Here is a 17360-nt window from a genome sequence, read left to right on the forward strand (position 1 = left end):
TTTTTTTTCAAATTTTAGGTTAGGAAAACTATAAATTCTAAATTTTAATTATTTAACTTTTTCTTCTTGATTCTAAAACAGAAAGTACATCTCTCCACTCAACGCCTTTGTGCATAAGGGCTACTTGGAGATGATAAATTAAATCAGCAGCTTCATTTGAGATTGAATCTTTATCATTTTCTTTACAAGCCATTATAAATTCAGCGGATTCCTCTCCTATTTTTTTTAAAATAGTATTACTGCCTTTTGTTAATAAATGATTTGTGTAACTTTTTTCTGATGGATTTATCGATCTTTCGTTAATTGTATTGAATAATTCAGAGCAAATATTTGAGAAGGGAGTTGTTTTTTTCTCTTTTTTATCATTTTGATTAATTTGGATTTCGTTGAAAAAACAACTTTTTTCTCCAGTATGACATGCTCCTGAGCCATTTTGTTTAATCAAAATGATTAGTGCATCACTATCGCAGTCGAATCTTATTTCCTTAAGTATTTGGGTACTTCCACTTGTAGCTCCTTTTCTCCATATTTCTGATCTTGATCGACTCCAGTAATGAACGTTTTTGGTTTCGAGTGTCATTGCCAACGATTCTTTGTTCATCCAAGCAAGCATAAGAATTGATCCATCCAGCCAATCTTGTGCTATTGCAGGGATTAATCCATAATTATCAAAGCGTAGATCTTCTATCGAAAAATTAGTTGAATAAGTCATTATGATCGTTATGTTAAATCTTACTCGATGTGTTTTGTTAAAAATTATCCTAACAGTTAATTGATGAATATTCATTCTTTGAAATTTTCATGCAGCAAAAGTTACGAGGATTACCCCTGTTCACATAGGCAATGGCGCCATGAAGGTCACTGCAGATTTGTGCATGGGTATTCAAGATCATTTACCTTTTGGTTCACTGCAAAAAAATTAGACCTAAATGGTTTTGTTGTGGATTTTTCAAGCCTAAAGCCCTTAGAAAATAGACTAAAGGAGCAATTTGACCATACTTTTTTAGTAAATAAAGATGACCCTTTGTTGAATTACTGGGAAAAATTACATGACTTAGATGCTTTAGATCTGAGAATTATGGATAATGTGGGAATGGAGTTCACTTCTGAATTAATTTGGAGATGGGCTAATGAATTCTTGCTGGACAAGGATAAGGGTAGAACATGTTGTTGGAAAACAGAATCAAAAGAAAATAAATCTAATAAAGCAAGTTATGAGGAAATTCCTGATTGGTTTAAAACTTAGATTAAAGTTATTAAATTTCAATTCATGTGGAATTCTTTAATTTAGATCTTTAATCAACAATTATCTCTCCATTAACCAAATAGATATTAATCTCGTCTTTGTTTAGGTAATGATTATTCAATATATTTTTTGAAATTTTTGTCTCAATTTGTTTTTGAATAATTCTTTTTAAAGGCCTTGCACCATAGGCATGATCGAAACTATTTTCGACAAGTTTATTAATTGCCTCATCCGTAATTTTGAATTTTAAGTTTTTTTTGTTAAGTCTTTCTTCTAAATTTTGAAGCTGGATTTTTGCAATTTCTTTTATGTCATTTAATTCTAAATTATTAAAAATAACTATTTCATCAAGTCGATTTAAAAACTCAGGCTTGAAAAACCTTTTAAGTTCATTGTCTACAACTTTTTTGATTTCATTTGTATCTTCTTTTCTAACTGATAAATCATTTATTGATTGACTTCCTAAATTACTTGTGAGAACAATGATTGAATTTTTGAAATTGATTGTACGACCTTGCCCATCAGTAATGATTCCATCATCAAGAACCTGTAAGAGAATATCTATGATATCTTTATGAGCTTTCTCTATTTCATCAAGAAGTATCAATGAATAAGGATTTTTGCGTACAGCTTCAGTTAGTTGACCGCCTGATTCGAAACCTAAATATCCAGGTGGCGCACCTATGATTTTGCTAACTGAATGTTTTTCCATATATTCAGACATATCAAGTCTTGTAATTGAAGAATTTGAATCGAATATAATTTTTGCTGTTACTTTACTCAGCTCTGTTTTCCCAACACCAGTTGGACCTAAAAAAAGAAAACTGGCTAATGGTTTGCTTGGGTCATTAAGACCAGTCCTCGATCTTTTAATAGAATCTGCAACAGCACTAATTGCAGTATCTTGACCAATAATTTTTTCTTTAAGGATTGACTCGAGGGTTAAAAGCTTATCCTTCTCTGACTGATTTAAGTTCTGTACTGGAATAGAGGTCCACTTTGAGACAACTTCTGCAATATCATCAAAAGTAACCTCTTGCCTTAAAAGAGTCGTTTCTCCTTTTTTATGAGAATTAACTAAACATTCACTTTTCTCTTTCAATTTTTTTTGTAAAGAATTTAAAGTTCCAAATTCTAATTCTGCTGCTTTATTGAGGTCAAAACTTCTTTTGGCTTGATCTATTTGAAATTGAACAGTTTCAATTTCTTCTTTTACGGTGCTAATCTCATCAATTTCATCTTTTTCTTTTTTCCATTTAGCGCCTAATTCTGCCTGTTTATCTTTAAGGGATATAAGTTCATTATTGATTTTTTTTAATCTTTCTACAGAGAAATCATCTGTTTCTCTTTTTAAAGATAATTTTTCCATCTCAAACTGCAGAACTTTTCGATCAATCTCATCAATTTCTTCAGGTTTGGAAGTTATGATCATGTTTAATCTTGAGGCCGCTTCATCGATTAGATCTATTGCTTTGTCAGGAAGAAATCTATCGTTAATGTACCTTTCGCTAAGGGTTGCCGCTGCAACTAAAGCATTATCAGAAATTCTCACGCTGTGATGAACCTCGTATCTTTCTCTCAATCCTCTTAATATTGATACAGTATCATCTATTGAAGGAGCATCAATTTTTATTTTCTGAAATCTTCGTTCTAGAGCAGGATCTTTTTCTATATTTTGTTTATGTTCATTAATAGTTGTAGCACCAATACATCTAAGTTCTCCTCGTGCAAGCATTGGTTTCAATAGGTTGCTTGCATCCAAAGAACCTCCGCTAGCACCAGCTCCAACAACTGTATGAATTTCATCAATAAAAAGAATGATTTTCCCGTCTGATTCCTTGACTTTCTTAAGGACATTTTTTATTCTTTCTTCAAATTCTCCACGATATTTTGCCCCAGCTATGAGTGAACCCATATCTAATGAAATTAGTTGTCTATCTTGTAGTGCAGAAGGTACATCGCCATTAATAATTCTTTGAGCCAACCCTTCAACGATGGCCGTTTTGCCAACCCCAGGTTCTCCAATAAGAACTGGATTATTTTTTGTTCTTCTACTCAATATTTGAATTGTTCTTCTAATTTCTTCATCCCTACCAATAACAGGATCTAAGATCCCATCTCTTGCTGATTGGGTTAGATCAATACCATATTTTTCTAAAGACTCATTAGAAGTATCAAATTCGTTTTTTACTGCTGGATCTGACTTCATTTTCTTTATAGTTTTAAGAAATTCTGGAATAGATTTTTGATTTAAAATGTGAAATCCATATTTATCATCATAAGTGAAACCATAAACTAAGTGTTCTGTTGATATCACTACATCATCTAATGTATTTTTAATATCATTAGCTTTTAAAAATATTTTGTATAAAGTATCGCCAATATATAAATTATCTTGTTTATTTCTCATTTTTGCTTTCGCATTTAATGAAGAAATTATTTCTTTCTTAAGATCTTTGAGATTTACACTATTTTTTTTTAAGATCTTTTTTGTAAGGTTGTCTTGTTGTATTAGAGCTAATAAAAAATTATCTGAATCTACGTCTTGTTGGTGATTTTTATAAGCAATTTTTTTAGCAAAAATAAAACAGTTCCAAGCAGAATTTGAGAATTCGCTTGGAACTATTTTCATTAATCAAAAATTTAGGTAAGACTGTAATAAATATTAAGTAGAAAAAAGTACTTAACTACAAAAAGAATTACTCAACAATTACTTTACCTACCATTCCAGCTCCTCTGTGTGGCTCACAATAGTAATCATAAGTTCCTACAGTATCAAATGTTTCTTCCCAAGACTCTCCTGGGGCAAAAGCTAGATCTGCATGACTTAACTCCTCATGCCCATCGAAAACTGCATTATGGGGAGCTAATTTGTTATTGACAAATTTAACTGTATCTCCAGCACTAATGGTTACTGTACTTGGTTCAAATGCAAGCATTCCAGCATCAGTTCCAAGTTTTACTTCAACAGTCTTAGCTGAAACAGATGAAATTCCTAGACCTAGAGTTAAAACTATTGCGAATAACCCTGCAAAGATTGAACGTAACATAATTAAAATTTACTTATTTATACATATTACAAGGCTTTGGGAACCGAACTGTGAGAATTTTAATTGTTATTACAGCTTGGTAACTTAGATAACCTTAAAATATCTTTCAGTGTCTTGGCGTAACTTTTAAGTTTGAAAGTCTCAGGATTAGTGATGGTGACATGATTAAAGTCATATTTTTTGATACTGAAGCTATCCCAAGGAGTGGTTTGGATAGGGAGAATTCTTAATAATATTTTTAGAATTTTTTTTGTAAGGGGTATCGCAAAATATCTCCTCATATTGTTTCTCTTTAAAAGTGTAATTATGGCGTGATCAATTGAAATGAATTTCTGACCTAGTACAAATTTTCTAAAGCCTTTGTATTGTTCTTCTTTATGATTTTTAATTAGAAACCCACAAATTTGAGCAATATCATTTGCGTGTATAAAGTGAAATTTAGAATCGAGTTTTAAAAATCTTGCTAACCAAAGCCATTTCCTTATTTCTTTCAATCCACTAGTTAAATAACTCACAGGATATTTACTTTTTTTGCCAAGATTTCCTCCAAAAACTAGAGTAGGGAAAACAGCGAATGTTTTTTCTGCGTAGGAGCTTTCCCTAAGTCTCTGGAAACATTCATATTTTGTTTGTATATACTCTGTTCCATAAATCAATGATTCCTTCATTAATTCTGTTTGCGTGTCAAGAATGCTAGCTGTTGAAAAATAAATAATCTTTTCTAACTTTTCAATAGCAAGCATTTCAAGTAATTCTTCAAAAGCTTTAATATTTACTTCATAGGCTCTTTTTGGATCTCCCCAAGCTGTAGCAGTATGTATAAAATAATTAATTTGATTAATATCCTTTTTATATCTACTTGATTCCCTAATATCGCACACTAATAACTTGACTTTTTTATTTTCCTGAATAGAAATTGGTAAATTACTTTTATCTCTTACCATGAGATAAAGCTTGAATTTTGTGTTTTTTAAAAACCAATCAACTAAATATCGGCCTACACATCCATTAGCACCTGTAATTAATAAGTTTTTATATGCCAAGATTTTGACTAGTAAGTAAGTTTTTTCCCATGTTCAAAAAATGTTTGAGCATTTTCTTCTGGAGTCCCAGGTAAAATCCCATGGCCTAAATTAAGAATATATTTCCTGTCTTTAATTTTATTAAAAGTATTATCTATCCTTTCTTTTATTGATTCTTTGTTTCCGAATAAAATACCAGGGTCAACATTACCTTGAATTCCTATCCCATTAGGGATCCTTTTACAAGCCTCTTCAATATCTACTGTCCAGTCTAATGAAATAATATCTACGCCAGTTTTTGCCATTCTTTCTATCACTCCAGCACTTCCTGAAATGTATAGAATTACTGGTGTATCAGGGTAATCCTCTTTTACAATATCTACAACTTTTTTTTGATATGGCCCAGCAAAGATATCATAATCTTGTGGGCTTAGTTGACCTGCCCATGAATCAAAAATTTGTACTACTTGCGCTCCAGATTTAATTTGATATTTAAGATATTCACCAATAGATTTTGCAAAATGATCAAGTAATTTATGAAGTAAATCTGGTTCTTTAAAAGCCATTGATTTTATCAAAGAATAATTTTTACTGCTTTTCCCTTCAACAACATATGCCGCAAGAGTCCAAGGTGCTCCAACAAAACCTAAAACTGTTGCCTCATTATTGACATCTTTTTTTAGTGAAGAAAGAACTTGTCCTACAAAGCCTAAGCTTTCACTTGGATTTAATTCTTTTAAATTTTCAATTTGACTAAGGGTTCTTATTGGGTTCTCAATTATTGGACCTTTACTTTCTATTATTTCAAAATTAATACCCATTCCTGGAAGAGGTGTGAGAATATCTGAAAAAAGTATCACACCATCTGGTTTGAAAGCGTGAAAAGGCTGCATTGATATTTCATATGATAGTTCTGGATTCTCTGACCTCTCTCTAAAGCTAGGGTAACGCTCTCTTAAATCTCTATAGATTTTCATATATCTTCCTGCTTGCCTCATCATCCATACCGGAGGCCGATTTACTTTTTTACCTAATGCGGCAGAAAGAAGTAGTGGTAAATTTTCACCCATTTTTAAATTAGATTTGTTTTTTTAAATTTAAAATTCCAACTTAAAAATCCTACAATGCAAAGCATGTCAAAAGTGTTATGTGAACATTTATATGAAGTACTAAGTTAAATAAGCTTTATTATTTTTTTGCTTGATGTTTGAAGATACTTACGCTTAATGGGGGCAAAACAAGTTCTAAAGCATTTTGATAATCATGAATATTGTAATTTATAGATTCCTTACCGCCCATATTTCCTTTATTACTGCCTCCGTATCTAGATCCATCTGAATTAAATATTTCTTTATAGAATCCCTCAATAGGAACTCCCACCTTGTAAGAATCATGAGTATTAGGTGTGAAGTTAGCAACTATGACAAGCCACTCATTGGTATCGTTTTCTCTTCTCATGAAACTTATTACTGAATTTGATTTATCATTACAATCTATCCATTGGAATCCATAAGGATCAAAGTCATTTTTCCATAGTGCAGGTTCATTTTTATAAAGTCGATTAAGGTCGTCAATTAGGTTCCTGAGGCCTTTATGAGGTTCAAACTCTAGTAACTCCCATTGCAGATCATCCCAAACATTCCATTCTTGCCTTTGCCCAAATTCCATTCCCATGAAGATCGTTTTTTTACCAGGGTGGGTCCACATATAAGTTAGTAAAGCTCTGGTATTTGCATATTTCTTCCAGTCATCGCCAGGCATTTTATGCAAGAGATGACTTTTCCCATGGACAACCTCATCATGACTAAGCGCAAGCATAAAGTTCTCTGTATAGTTATACGTTATTGAGAAAGTTACACTATTTTGATGGAATTGCCTAAACCAAGGATCTATTTCAAAATAATCGAGCATATCGTGCATCCATCCCATATTCCATTTCAAGTTAAACCCTAGACCTCCCATGTCAGTTGGTTTGGTTACCATTGGCCAAGTTGTTGATTCTTCAGCGATAGAAAGTGCACCTGGGAAATGTTGGAAGAGTACATGATTAGCCTGTTGAAGAAATTTAACGGCTTCTATATTTTCATTTCCACCATTTTCATTGGGGATCCATTCTCCATCTGGACGTAGATAATCTCTGTAAAGCATTGAAGCCACAGCATCGACTCTTATGCCATCAATATGAAACTCTTCAAACCAATAAACGAGGTTGGCTACTAAGAAATTTCTTACTTCGTTTCTGCTGTAATTAAATATTAGGGTTCCCCATTCTTTGTGTTCACCTATACGTGAATCTCCATGTTCATAAAGATGACAACCATCAAAAAATGCTAAACCATGCTTATCTTTTGGGAAATGGCCAGGCACCCAATCAAGAATTACCCCTATCCCCTCTTCATGACATTTATTAACAAACTCTCTAAATTCATTTGGAGTGCCAAATCTACTAGTTGGTGCATACCAACCTGTAACTTGGTATCCCCATGAACCATCGAAAGGATGTTCAGATATTGGCATTAGTTCAATATGAGTAAATCCTCTCTCTTTTACATATGGAATGAGTTTCTCGGTTAATTCTGGATAAGTTAATAATCTTGTTCCGGGTTTTAAATCAGCTGCAGGCACTGGGTTTCTTGATTCACCATTGTCCTCAAGATATTTATTATCTGTTGATTCATGAAGCCAACTTCCTAAATGCATTTCATAAACTGAAATTGGCTTGTTAATTTGACTAGAAGAATCTCTATTTGAAATCCAAGAACTATCATTCCAATTAAAGTTTTTCAATTTTGAGACTATTGAACCATTTTGAGGTCTGATTTCATGCAGGAAACCATAGGGATCAGCCTTCTCATAAATATGACCTTGTTGTGTTCTTATTTCGTATTTATATGTGTCGCCTTCTTTCATTGTTGGCATGAAAAGTTCCCAAATTCCCCCTAATCTCTTCTGCATTGGATGATGTCTTCCATCCCAAGAATTTATATCTCCAATTATCGAGATTGATTTTGCGTTTGGAGCCCAAATGCAAAACATGACCCCTTTTTGATTCTTTTCTTCAATGAGATGTGCTCCCATTTTTTCCCAAATATGATGATGATTACCTTCTGCAAAAAGATGTCTATCAACTTCTCCCATCCACTCTTCTCTATATGACCAAGGATCATGTTGTGTATGTGTGATCCCTCCTCGTGAAATATTTATTTCGTAATTATAGTTTGGGTTTTCAGGCAGGATAGCTTCAAAAAGCCATTTATGGTTAATGTTTTCGGCCTTATAGGTATTGTTTTTAAAATTTATTTTAACTTCGTCGGCTTCAGGCATCCATACCCTTATTACCCATTGTTTTTCATAAAAATGAGGACCTAATATTTTTAATGGATTATCATTGCAACAATTTTCTAGGTTGATAGCTTCTGATTTAATCCAGTCTGCTTGAATTGTCTCGATCATGACTGGTAGATGTTAAGGATTAATAATATCAAACGATTAACCAAAAAATTAATTATTTATTAAAAAAAAGGGGTCATTTTCATAAATGTTTTATTAAGGCTAAAACTTATAGTAATAACTTTATGATTTGCTGAAGGCGCTCCAACATTTCCATCCCCAAATCCAGGATTAACTCCAATAGCGGGATAAGCTGCTGCAGATATTGATAAGCGAAGCTTGCTATCTTTAATCAAACAAATATTTGTTGGCTGCATTGTTATTTGATAAATGCAGTCTTCACTTATTTTAGAGTTTTTAACCCTTAAGAACCCTGTTGAAAATTGATTCACCTTTTCATTACCTTCCTCAACAAGAGACAAAGCAAGGCAGATATCAAAATTGGGCTGATCACTTTTTGCTTGGATTTCTAATGTGGGAACTCCTCTTAAATATTGATCTTCTTTAAAAGAATTGGTTTGAAAAACACCTACATCTAGTCGTTTGTCAATAATACTTCTATTAAACTTCCCAGGATTTGGACCTAAATGACCACCGTCAGATGGAGTAGGTCTCCATGGGTCATTAACAATTGTGAACCATCCTGATCCTTTTGAATTTATAGTCAGACTTCCATCTTCAGCTTCTACATTTGCAGTGCCATTGCTTTTGAGCCCAAAAATAAATTTAGGTTGAAATTTATTATCTAATTCTTCCCATTTATTTAATGTAATATTCCATATTTTTTTCTCGTTGTTAAAATTCTTAGAAATACAATTTTCATCTGATTTTAAATGTTTATCAAAAAATTTTAATAAAGATTCTTGAGATCCCTCCCACCAATTTAGATGTGTCGCATTCCCAATAATAATCTCTGGGGTTCCACCAGCTTCTTTGGATTTTTTATAAAGATCAAAGGCACCTTTTAAATGTGGATCCCAAAGTCCTCCAATAATTAACATAGGTCGTTTAATCCATGTTGAAATTGGTTTAAATTCTTCAAATGGGTAAGCATTATTTAAATTTTTAAGCCATTTCAAAACAAAGCTATTAGGATCGTATTTTTTTAAAGTATCAATTCCTTCCCTTAGGTAACTTTTATTTTCTAAGGCTAATCTGATCTTTTTCCACTCAAGCAATTTATTTTCTCTTTTCATTTTTAGTGCTGCGATTTGAAGTCCCCATGCAATATTGTTATGCCACCAATATGCTCCTCCATCTGAGCACCAATGATCCTTAATATTCATCCCAGTCATTGCTGGAGATAAGCAATCGGGCGGCTTTGAATTTAATTCACCAGTTAGTTGAGTAAATCCTTGATATGAAAAACCATACAAGCCAAGTTTTCCATTACATTCTTTTAGAGACCTTACCCATTCATGTGTTTCTGAAGTATCGCTAGCTTCTTGAGAAAAACCATTAAAAACCCCTTCAGAAGCACCCATACCTCTTACATCTTGAATTATTACCATATACCCTTTGGTAGCCCACCATTCCGGGTGAGAATAGGTAATAGTTGAAGCTATTTCCCTGCCATATGGTTGTCTCATCAATAATGCAGGCCATGGCCCATTACTATTAGGTAACCAAATCCTGGATATAAGTCTTACTCCATCTCTTAGTGTTAGAGAATTGTCAAACCATCTTGAACCAGACATTTAGGCTTTAGATAATGTCTGGGCAGTGCAGCCCAATGACATAAATTGAAAAGATCTCTGCGTTTACGGGAGTTAACTTTTTTTTATTTGATACATACTCTATAGCTTTATCTGAACTAGCTGAAATGCCTTTTGAATTAAACTCTCTAAACTTATTACATAAATTCCTAGCTTCGTTTGGATTCTTTTTTACAGTTTCCAATAAGTTAGATTGACTAAAAACAGGATATAAAGAATTAGAAAGCAAAAATAGAAAAAATAACAAATGTTTCATTATTACTAACTTTTTCTAAATTCTACAGTAAAAAATTTTTTTATCCAAGATTTCCAATAGATTCTTCGTTTTGACTAGCTTTTTTAATCCATTCTTTTAAGAGAGTAAAAGTTGTATCTGTCTCAGTTTTTACTCTAAGAGTTCTTTCTAATCTGCCAATTTTGCGTTCTAATTCGTAAGGGGTAGATAGTGATAATGATTTAAGAGAAGATATACCGCAATGTAAAAGTAGATATGCTTGCGGTGGAGAAATTCCAATTTCTTTTTTAAAAATTGCTATAGCTCTAATTTTCTTTAGATTATTCAATGTACATAGTGAAGATTTTCTCTGAATCTCATTTATGTCCAAGTCCGAAAGATTACTTAATTTTTCAAAGTCAGTTAGATTATTTTTAATAAAAAAAGATTTCTCATGTCTAAAATTAGTTGGCAAAAAATCTAAAAAGGTTTTACTTCCCATTTTTAATAGACTCATTCATTGTGACATTTTTCTGAACTTCTCCTATAACCACTGGTTTACTTACATCATCTGAAATTTTTTCGAGTTTTCTTATCTTTATTTTTACATTCGCACCAGATCTGCTACCTTTCCTTAAGTTTTCCGATAATTGTTCTAAAGTTGGTTCAATAGATTCTTCCGGAAAGTCATCATCTGCTTTGGCAATAATCAAATCGAACCCATTGTCATAAACAATTGGAACATATTTTGCACCTTCTATTACAACCTTTTCAGAGTAACTTTGTATAAATGCCCAACTACTTAAAGAAAGTAATAATGAAAAGATTGTCGCTCCAATTATTCGAAATTTAAAACCAAAATTAAATATAAAAGCTGCTATTGTGCAAATGAAAAGAAATATTCCGAAGAATCCAAAAATTTTGGGTGTGTTCTCTAATAGTTCAAAAAAAGACATTTAGTGGCTTTGACCTGATTAATTTCTTATATTTTGTAAGCCTACTCTATTTTTGGGTTCTAACTTGAAAAAAATTAGATCTCTAAATTTAAATACTAAGATACTTTTAGTAGGGATGCTTTTACCCTTAGGTTTTTTAGGCTCTTTTTTATTAAATAATTTTTTAAAAGAAACTTATATTTCTAGGAAATTAGATTTAGAAAAAAGTATTGAGAAAGTTTTAGATAAAAATGTTGATTTAGGCGATTATGTGGGGATAAGATTTCTAGGTTTTTCTGTGGGCAATTCAAAAATTAATGATAAAAAAAATATAGATTCTGAAATTAAAGCCAAAAATGTGTATGTGGGCATTATGCCTTTAAGATCTTTTTTAAAACAAAAATGGATTGTAAAAATAAGTCCTAAGGAAGCCGCCATAAATATAGACAGAGATTTTTTTAAAAGGGACGAATCTTATAAAAATGATCGAATTACAAAAAAATCACAAACAAAGTACGAATTGAACTTTAACTTAAATAAATATTCAATTCTAAGTCTTAAAAAATCAGGATTAAAAACAAAAGTAAAAGGTAAAGTTATTTATAAGTCGAGTAATAGAGAAATTATTGCAAATGTAAAATCAAATTTTGATGAAAAAGGGTTTTTAAAATTAAGGTTTAATAGAAAATTAAATAAAGACTTTTTATCTTTTGAGTTGTTTTCAAGGGGTTTAGATCTTGAGAATTCTGAATATATTATTGGTAAAAGAAAAATTATTTTTAAAAAAGGAAATTTTAAATCTAACTTTAAATTTTATAAATTACCAAATGAAACATTTTGCAAAGGACGATTTTCTTTTACTAATTTAGAAATAAAATCAGAAGCTTTCTCAGAGAATATAAATTCAGATTCAAATAGTTTTTTTTGTAAAGATAATAATTTAATTGGTAATTCAGAAAAATTAAATTATGGAACGTTGACTTCGAATTTTAATCTAAATATACCTTTTAATAGAAGTTCCAATAATATTGATCTAAAAGGAAGTATTGGATACATTAATAGCCTTAATCCAGATATCCAGTTGTCGGGTAATATCCCCTTTTGGTTTGATAGAAGAGGTATTAATTTTGGTGATATAGATACTAGTTTTAAAATAAATAGAACTCAATTATCTAATTTAAATATTTTCAGAAAAAATGATATAAGGGGTTTCATTACTGCTAAAGGAGAATTAAAAGGAAAAATTACTGATCCTGATATCTCGATAAACTTTAATCTTGATTACCCGCACTTTAGAGGTGTCCGCATTAGAGAAATATGGGAGGGTGATATTAAAAGTGAAAATAATGAATTTCTGCTTAATATGAAAAATAGATATTCTCCAATCCCTTCATTTCTTTCAATCAATTTTAATTCTGATCTAAAAATAAAAAATGCAAATTTTTTAAGAGTTTTTAATTCAAATAAAGGTACTATAAGCGTAGTGAAAGAGGATGATGATTATAATTGGCGAGCTGATAATTTTCCTCTTGATGAACTTGAATTATCTATAGACAAAAATCAATTCGATAGGATTGATGGAATTATTAATGGTAAGGGATCAATTTCGTCAGACCAATCATACTTTGATGGGCGAATTGCTTGGAGTTTGGGTAAATATGGGAATATTAATCTAGCTAATTCATTATTTGATTTCCGCGTCAAAGATAATTCTTTTTATATAAACTCTTCATTGTATCCAATTGATGGAGGAATAATTGAAGTTGAATATGATTCAAGTAAAAATAATTTAATTAATTCAGAATTCAAGGATATAAGCACTAGTTGGACAATCCTTACTGCAGTAGATATTTTTAACTTTGAGAATAAAAAAGTGATTCCTGTAAGTAAATCAAATATTTTGGATGATTTGGAAATAAATAAAGATCAAAAATCATTTAAAGAGAGGATTGATTTTATAAATAATTTTATTGAAAATAGTAATTTGCTAGATGACAAATTTAATTTGCAAAAATATTTTAATAAATTTAGAAGTAGATACAATGGGAAAATTACTATTCAGGGCGATAGACCAGCCAATTATAAATTGAATGCAAAATTAAATGGCTATCTTGATGTATCTAGAGACTTCTATAAGAATAAAAAAGAGGAATTTTCTATTGATTTGGAAGGAGGATTATTAACAGGGACAGGTTCTTTAAGAATTAAAAAATTTCCCTTAAGTGCAGCAAACATTTTTTTAAATAACCCCAGGGATTTTCTTGGAGGGTTGGATATAAATTTATTCTATGATCTTGATACGAAATCTTTCTCCAGCGATATTTTTTCCGATGGTTCATCAATTAAAAATAACATAATAATATTTGATAAAGGATTAGTTAAATTTAATAATTCTATTTTTGATATTGATTTTTCACTTCTAATAAATAATTCTGAAATTCCAATTACTTTTGAAGGCTCAATACCTATAAATAAATCTGATAACTTAGATCTAAGATTGATTGGGAATGGGAAATTTATTGAGTTAATAGATATTTTTGCTGATGAATACTTTACCTTTAAAAAAGGTGATGTGAATCTAAGAGTGATTCTACAAGGAACCTTAAATAAACCTGTATTAAATGGATTTATAGTAGTTAAAGATTCTGAAATTGATTTTTTAAACAATATAATAAAAGATATTAATAGTACAATAATCTTTGATTTTGACTCTCTAGAGATCAATAATCTAGAAGCAAAGACGGAAGATTCTGGAGAAATTTTTGTAAAAGGGTTTTTGCCTTTTTATAGTCATAATGATTCTGAGAATTCAGAAATTAATTTGATAACGAATAAATTTAATTTAAAGAAAGATAATTTTAATTTTTTAATAGATTCAGATATAGATTTAAGTGGATCATTTGAAAGCCCAATTTTGGGGGGATCTCTATCTTTTAATAATGGATTTATTAATTTAAATAGTACCAATCAAAAAAATAAAAAAGGAAAAAATCAGATTCGAAAGGAGGATGAAAAAGATTGGCCAGAACTCTATTGGAATAATAATGAAAATATTGAAATAATTTCAAATGAAACAATTTTGAATTCAGTTCTTTTGGGAGAAACTTTGCCTAATTATTTGGATAATTTGAGTTTTAATAATCTTAAATTAAAACTTGGTCCAGATTTTAAACTTCAATATTCAGAATTAATTCAAGCTTATTTAGATACCAAATTAGACCTTAATATAAACGGAAAGGTAGGCAAAGATTTAAATGCTAGAGGTCTAATTTATCTTAAAAAAGGTAGAGCTAATCTATATACTACTCCATTTAAACTTGATAAAAATAAAGATAATTATATTTTATTTGCATCAAGAAGTGGCGTCGTTCCATTTATTAATTTTTCTCTTGTTAGTAAAGTTCCAGATTCTATAATACCTATAAGTGAAAATAATCAGGATTTAAATATATCAGCTGATCTAGATGTGAATGAGACTTCTAGTGGTTTGGGATCATTCGGGATTGGCAATTCAAGGCTTATCAAAATTGAAGCGTCTTATGAAGGATTTTTAGATCAATTATCTTTTGCTGATGAAAATAGAAGAATCCAATTAAGGAGTACGCCAAGTTATAACAGATCACAAATAATTGGTTTGATTGGCGGTAACTCTGCAAATTTAATAAATAGAGCATTTATTTCTCAACTTAATAATGCTGATGCATTTAGTGAAAGATTTCAGTTATCTCTATACCCAGCATTAATAGAAAATAATGATTCATTAAATAATATTTTTTCTAATGAAAATTTAAATATAGAGAATGATGGTCAATCATCTTCTAATGAGGAATTTTCTTCTCAAGCTTGGGTAGCCGAAATAGGGCTTGATATTACTGACGCGATAAATTTTGCCTTCCAAACTGTTCCAGGTAGAGATGATATTTCACCTTTAGGAATTTTGACTTTTCAGGCAAATCCGAACTTAGAATTATTAGGTTCTTATGATTCCAATGGGGACTGGAAAAGTCAAGTTCAATTATTTTTTAGATATTAACGCAGAAAGAAATTTACTTTAAAGAATCGTTAATTTGAATTATTATTAGATTACCTAAAAAATATTATGGCTAATATCTTTGAAGTCCCTCAACCAGGTAATGATCTTCTAGAAAAAGCTGATAAAGTTCGTTTGGCATCAATAAAAATAAGTCAGACTGAAAATCAAAATAGAATTAAAGCCCTAAATTTTATGGCTGATTATCTAGAAAAAAATTCTAAAGAAATATTAGATGCTAATAATGAGGATTATTCAAGTGCAGAAAAAAAGGGTATTTCTAAGGCTTTACTTTCTAGATTGAAATTATCAAAAGCAAAATTAAATTCAGGTATTGAAGGAGTAAGAAAAGTTGGTGACTTGGCTGATCCTGTAAATCAAGTCCAAATAAAAAGAGAGCTTTCTAAGGGATTGGTCTTAGAAAGAAAAACTGTGCCAATCGGAGTCTTAGGGGTTATTTTTGAATCAAGGCCAGATGCCGTGATGCAGATTAGTTCTTTAGCCATAAGATCAGGTAATGGAGTAATGTTAAAAGGTGGTAGTGAAGCCAATTTAACAAATACTTCAATAGTGAGAGCATTGCAAGAAGGTTTAAATGAATCAGGCCTTGATAAAAATGCAATATGTTTACTAACAAGCAGAAAAGATAGCATGGCGATGTTAAATCTTGAGAAATATATTAATTTAATAATTCCAAGAGGGAGTAATCAATTAGTTAAATTTATTCAGGAGAATACAAGAATTCCTGTGTTAGGCCATGCTGATGGAATTTGTCACTTGTTTATAGATATTGAGGCAAATCTAGAAATGGCTTTATCAGTCGCTTTAGACAGCAAAATCCAATATCCTGCAGCATGTAATGCTATTGAAACTCTATTAGTCCATAAAGATATTGCTTCAGCTTTTTTAGAAAAGGCCATACCTTTGTTTAATTCTAATGATGTTAAGTTAATTGGAGATGAGAGATCAGTTGAATTAGGTTTAAAGTATGAGGCTAGTCTAGAAGATTGGGAAACTGAATATTTGGATTTAATTTTATCGATAAAAATTGTTGATGATCTTGAGGAAGCAATCACACATATTCAAAAATATAGTTCAAAACATACAGATGGAATAATTACTGAAAACTCAAAAACTGCCAATAAATTTATGAATGTAATTGATAGTGCAGGTGTTTTTCATAATTGCTCTACTAGGTTTGCCGATGGGTTTAGATATGGATTCGGAGCTGAAGTTGGCATATCTACTCAAACTCTTCCACCAAGGGGACCTGTAGGTCTAGAGGGTTTGGTAACTTATAAATATTTCCTAAAAGGTGATGGGAATATAGTTGATGATTTTTCATCGGGAAAGGCTTTCTATACACATAAAGATCTTTAAAACTTTTAAAGATGGAAACTTTTTTAAAAATTGAGAATATTAAACTTTGGGCCAGGGTTGGCGTTCTTGATAAAGAGAGAGAATTGGGACAACTATTTTCTTTAGATATATTTTTATGGACTAATTTTGAAAAATGTACAGTAAATGATGATATAAAAAAAACAGTTGACTATTCGAAATTAGTTCAAATTTTAAAAGATCAATCAAAGAAAATATATTGTTTTACAATCGAAAAATATTCCAACTCAATTTTAGAAATCATCGATCAGGAATTTAAGCTTTCTAAAATTAAAATTATTTTGACAAAATGCAATCCTCCAATCACAGGTTTCGATGGGAAGGTGTCAATAGTAAGAATTCTTGAAAATAATTAAAGTA

Annotated in this window: 14 protein-coding genes; 4 read left to right on the forward strand and 10 right to left on the reverse strand. The window is 30.8% G+C overall.

Annotated elements, in window-relative coordinates; translation table 11 throughout:
- Positions 1-52: 52 nt before the first annotated feature.
- Entirely contained in the window at positions 53-712 is a 660-nt protein-coding gene (gene hisIE / locus HA140_RS03085; RefSeq protein ID WP_209040229.1) for a bifunctional phosphoribosyl-AMP cyclohydrolase/phosphoribosyl-ATP diphosphatase HisIE, read from the reverse strand.
- A gap of 63 nt (positions 713-775) precedes the next feature.
- Between hisIE and HA140_RS03090 the strand changes: the two genes are divergently transcribed.
- Positions 776-1246, forward strand: coding sequence for a 6-carboxytetrahydropterin synthase (locus HA140_RS03090; protein WP_209039680.1), 471 nt, complete (start codon positions 776-778; stop codon positions 1244-1246).
- Positions 1247-1295: 49 nt separating this feature from the next.
- Here the strand turns inward: HA140_RS03090 and HA140_RS03095 are convergent, their stop codons facing one another.
- From HA140_RS03095 to HA140_RS03135, 9 genes are all read right to left on the reverse strand, one after another.
- Positions 1296-3878, reverse strand: a complete 2583-nt coding sequence (locus HA140_RS03095; RefSeq protein WP_209039681.1) for an ATP-dependent Clp protease ATP-binding subunit — start codon at positions 3876-3878, stop codon at positions 1296-1298.
- A gap of 67 nt (positions 3879-3945) precedes the next feature.
- Positions 3946-4296: a plastocyanin gene (gene petE, locus HA140_RS03100; RefSeq protein ID WP_209039682.1), complete on the reverse strand. Its 351-nt coding sequence runs from the start codon at positions 4294-4296 to the stop codon at positions 3946-3948.
- Positions 4297-4355: 59 nt separating this feature from the next.
- On the reverse strand, positions 4356-5339 hold the full coding sequence (locus HA140_RS03105) for an NAD-dependent epimerase/dehydratase family protein (RefSeq protein WP_209039683.1): 984 nt from the start codon (positions 5337-5339) through the stop codon (positions 4356-4358).
- Positions 5340-5347: 8 nt separating this feature from the next.
- Positions 5348-6388, reverse strand: a complete 1041-nt coding sequence (gene hemE / locus HA140_RS03110) for a uroporphyrinogen decarboxylase (RefSeq protein WP_209039684.1) — start codon at positions 6386-6388, stop codon at positions 5348-5350.
- Between the two features lie 118 nt (positions 6389-6506).
- A complete protein-coding gene (gene glgB, locus HA140_RS03115) occupies positions 6507-8771 on the reverse strand; it encodes a 1,4-alpha-glucan branching protein GlgB (protein ID WP_209039685.1) in 2265 nt (754 codons plus the stop codon).
- A gap of 59 nt (positions 8772-8830) precedes the next feature.
- Entirely contained in the window at positions 8831-10405 is a 1575-nt protein-coding gene (locus HA140_RS03120) for a CocE/NonD family hydrolase (protein ID WP_209039686.1), read from the reverse strand.
- A 7-nt stretch (positions 10406-10412) separates the two neighbouring features.
- Positions 10413-10607 carry a hypothetical protein gene (locus HA140_RS03125; RefSeq protein ID WP_374939235.1) on the reverse strand — a complete coding sequence of 65 codons (195 nt, stop codon included), beginning with the start codon at positions 10605-10607 and terminating at the stop codon, positions 10413-10415.
- A gap of 112 nt (positions 10608-10719) precedes the next feature.
- Positions 10720-11139: a DUF4332 domain-containing protein gene (locus HA140_RS03130; protein WP_209039688.1), complete on the reverse strand. Its 420-nt coding sequence runs from the start codon at positions 11137-11139 to the stop codon at positions 10720-10722.
- Positions 11129-11593: a DUF2518 family protein gene (locus HA140_RS03135; RefSeq protein ID WP_209039689.1), complete on the reverse strand. Its 465-nt coding sequence runs from the start codon at positions 11591-11593 to the stop codon at positions 11129-11131. The genes HA140_RS03130 and HA140_RS03135 overlap by 11 nt, the downstream gene beginning before the upstream one ends.
- A gap of 115 nt (positions 11594-11708) precedes the next feature.
- Here HA140_RS03135 and HA140_RS03140 point away from each other — a divergent pair, with 115 nt between their 5' ends.
- The 3 genes from HA140_RS03140 to HA140_RS03150 all read left to right on the forward strand — a co-directional run bounded on the left by HA140_RS03140 (position 11709) and on the right by HA140_RS03150 (position 17356).
- The gene (locus tag HA140_RS03140; protein ID WP_209039690.1) at positions 11709-15605 is read left to right on the forward strand and encodes a translocation/assembly module TamB domain-containing protein; all 3897 of its coding nucleotides are present in this window, start codon (positions 11709-11711) and stop codon (positions 15603-15605) included.
- Positions 15606-15671: 66 nt separating this feature from the next.
- On the forward strand, positions 15672-16982 hold the full coding sequence (locus tag HA140_RS03145) for a glutamate-5-semialdehyde dehydrogenase (protein WP_209039691.1): 1311 nt from the start codon (positions 15672-15674) through the stop codon (positions 16980-16982).
- 11 nt (positions 16983-16993) lie between these two features.
- Positions 16994-17356: a dihydroneopterin aldolase gene (locus tag HA140_RS03150; RefSeq protein ID WP_209039692.1), complete on the forward strand. Its 363-nt coding sequence runs from the start codon at positions 16994-16996 to the stop codon at positions 17354-17356.
- Positions 17357-17360 lie beyond the last annotated feature (4 nt).

The sequence above is a fragment of the Prochlorococcus marinus CUG1417 genome, assembly GCF_017695975.1.
In the GTDB taxonomy this organism is placed as follows: Bacteria; Cyanobacteriota; Cyanobacteriia; order PCC-6307; family Cyanobiaceae; genus Prochlorococcus_A; species Prochlorococcus_A marinus_AG.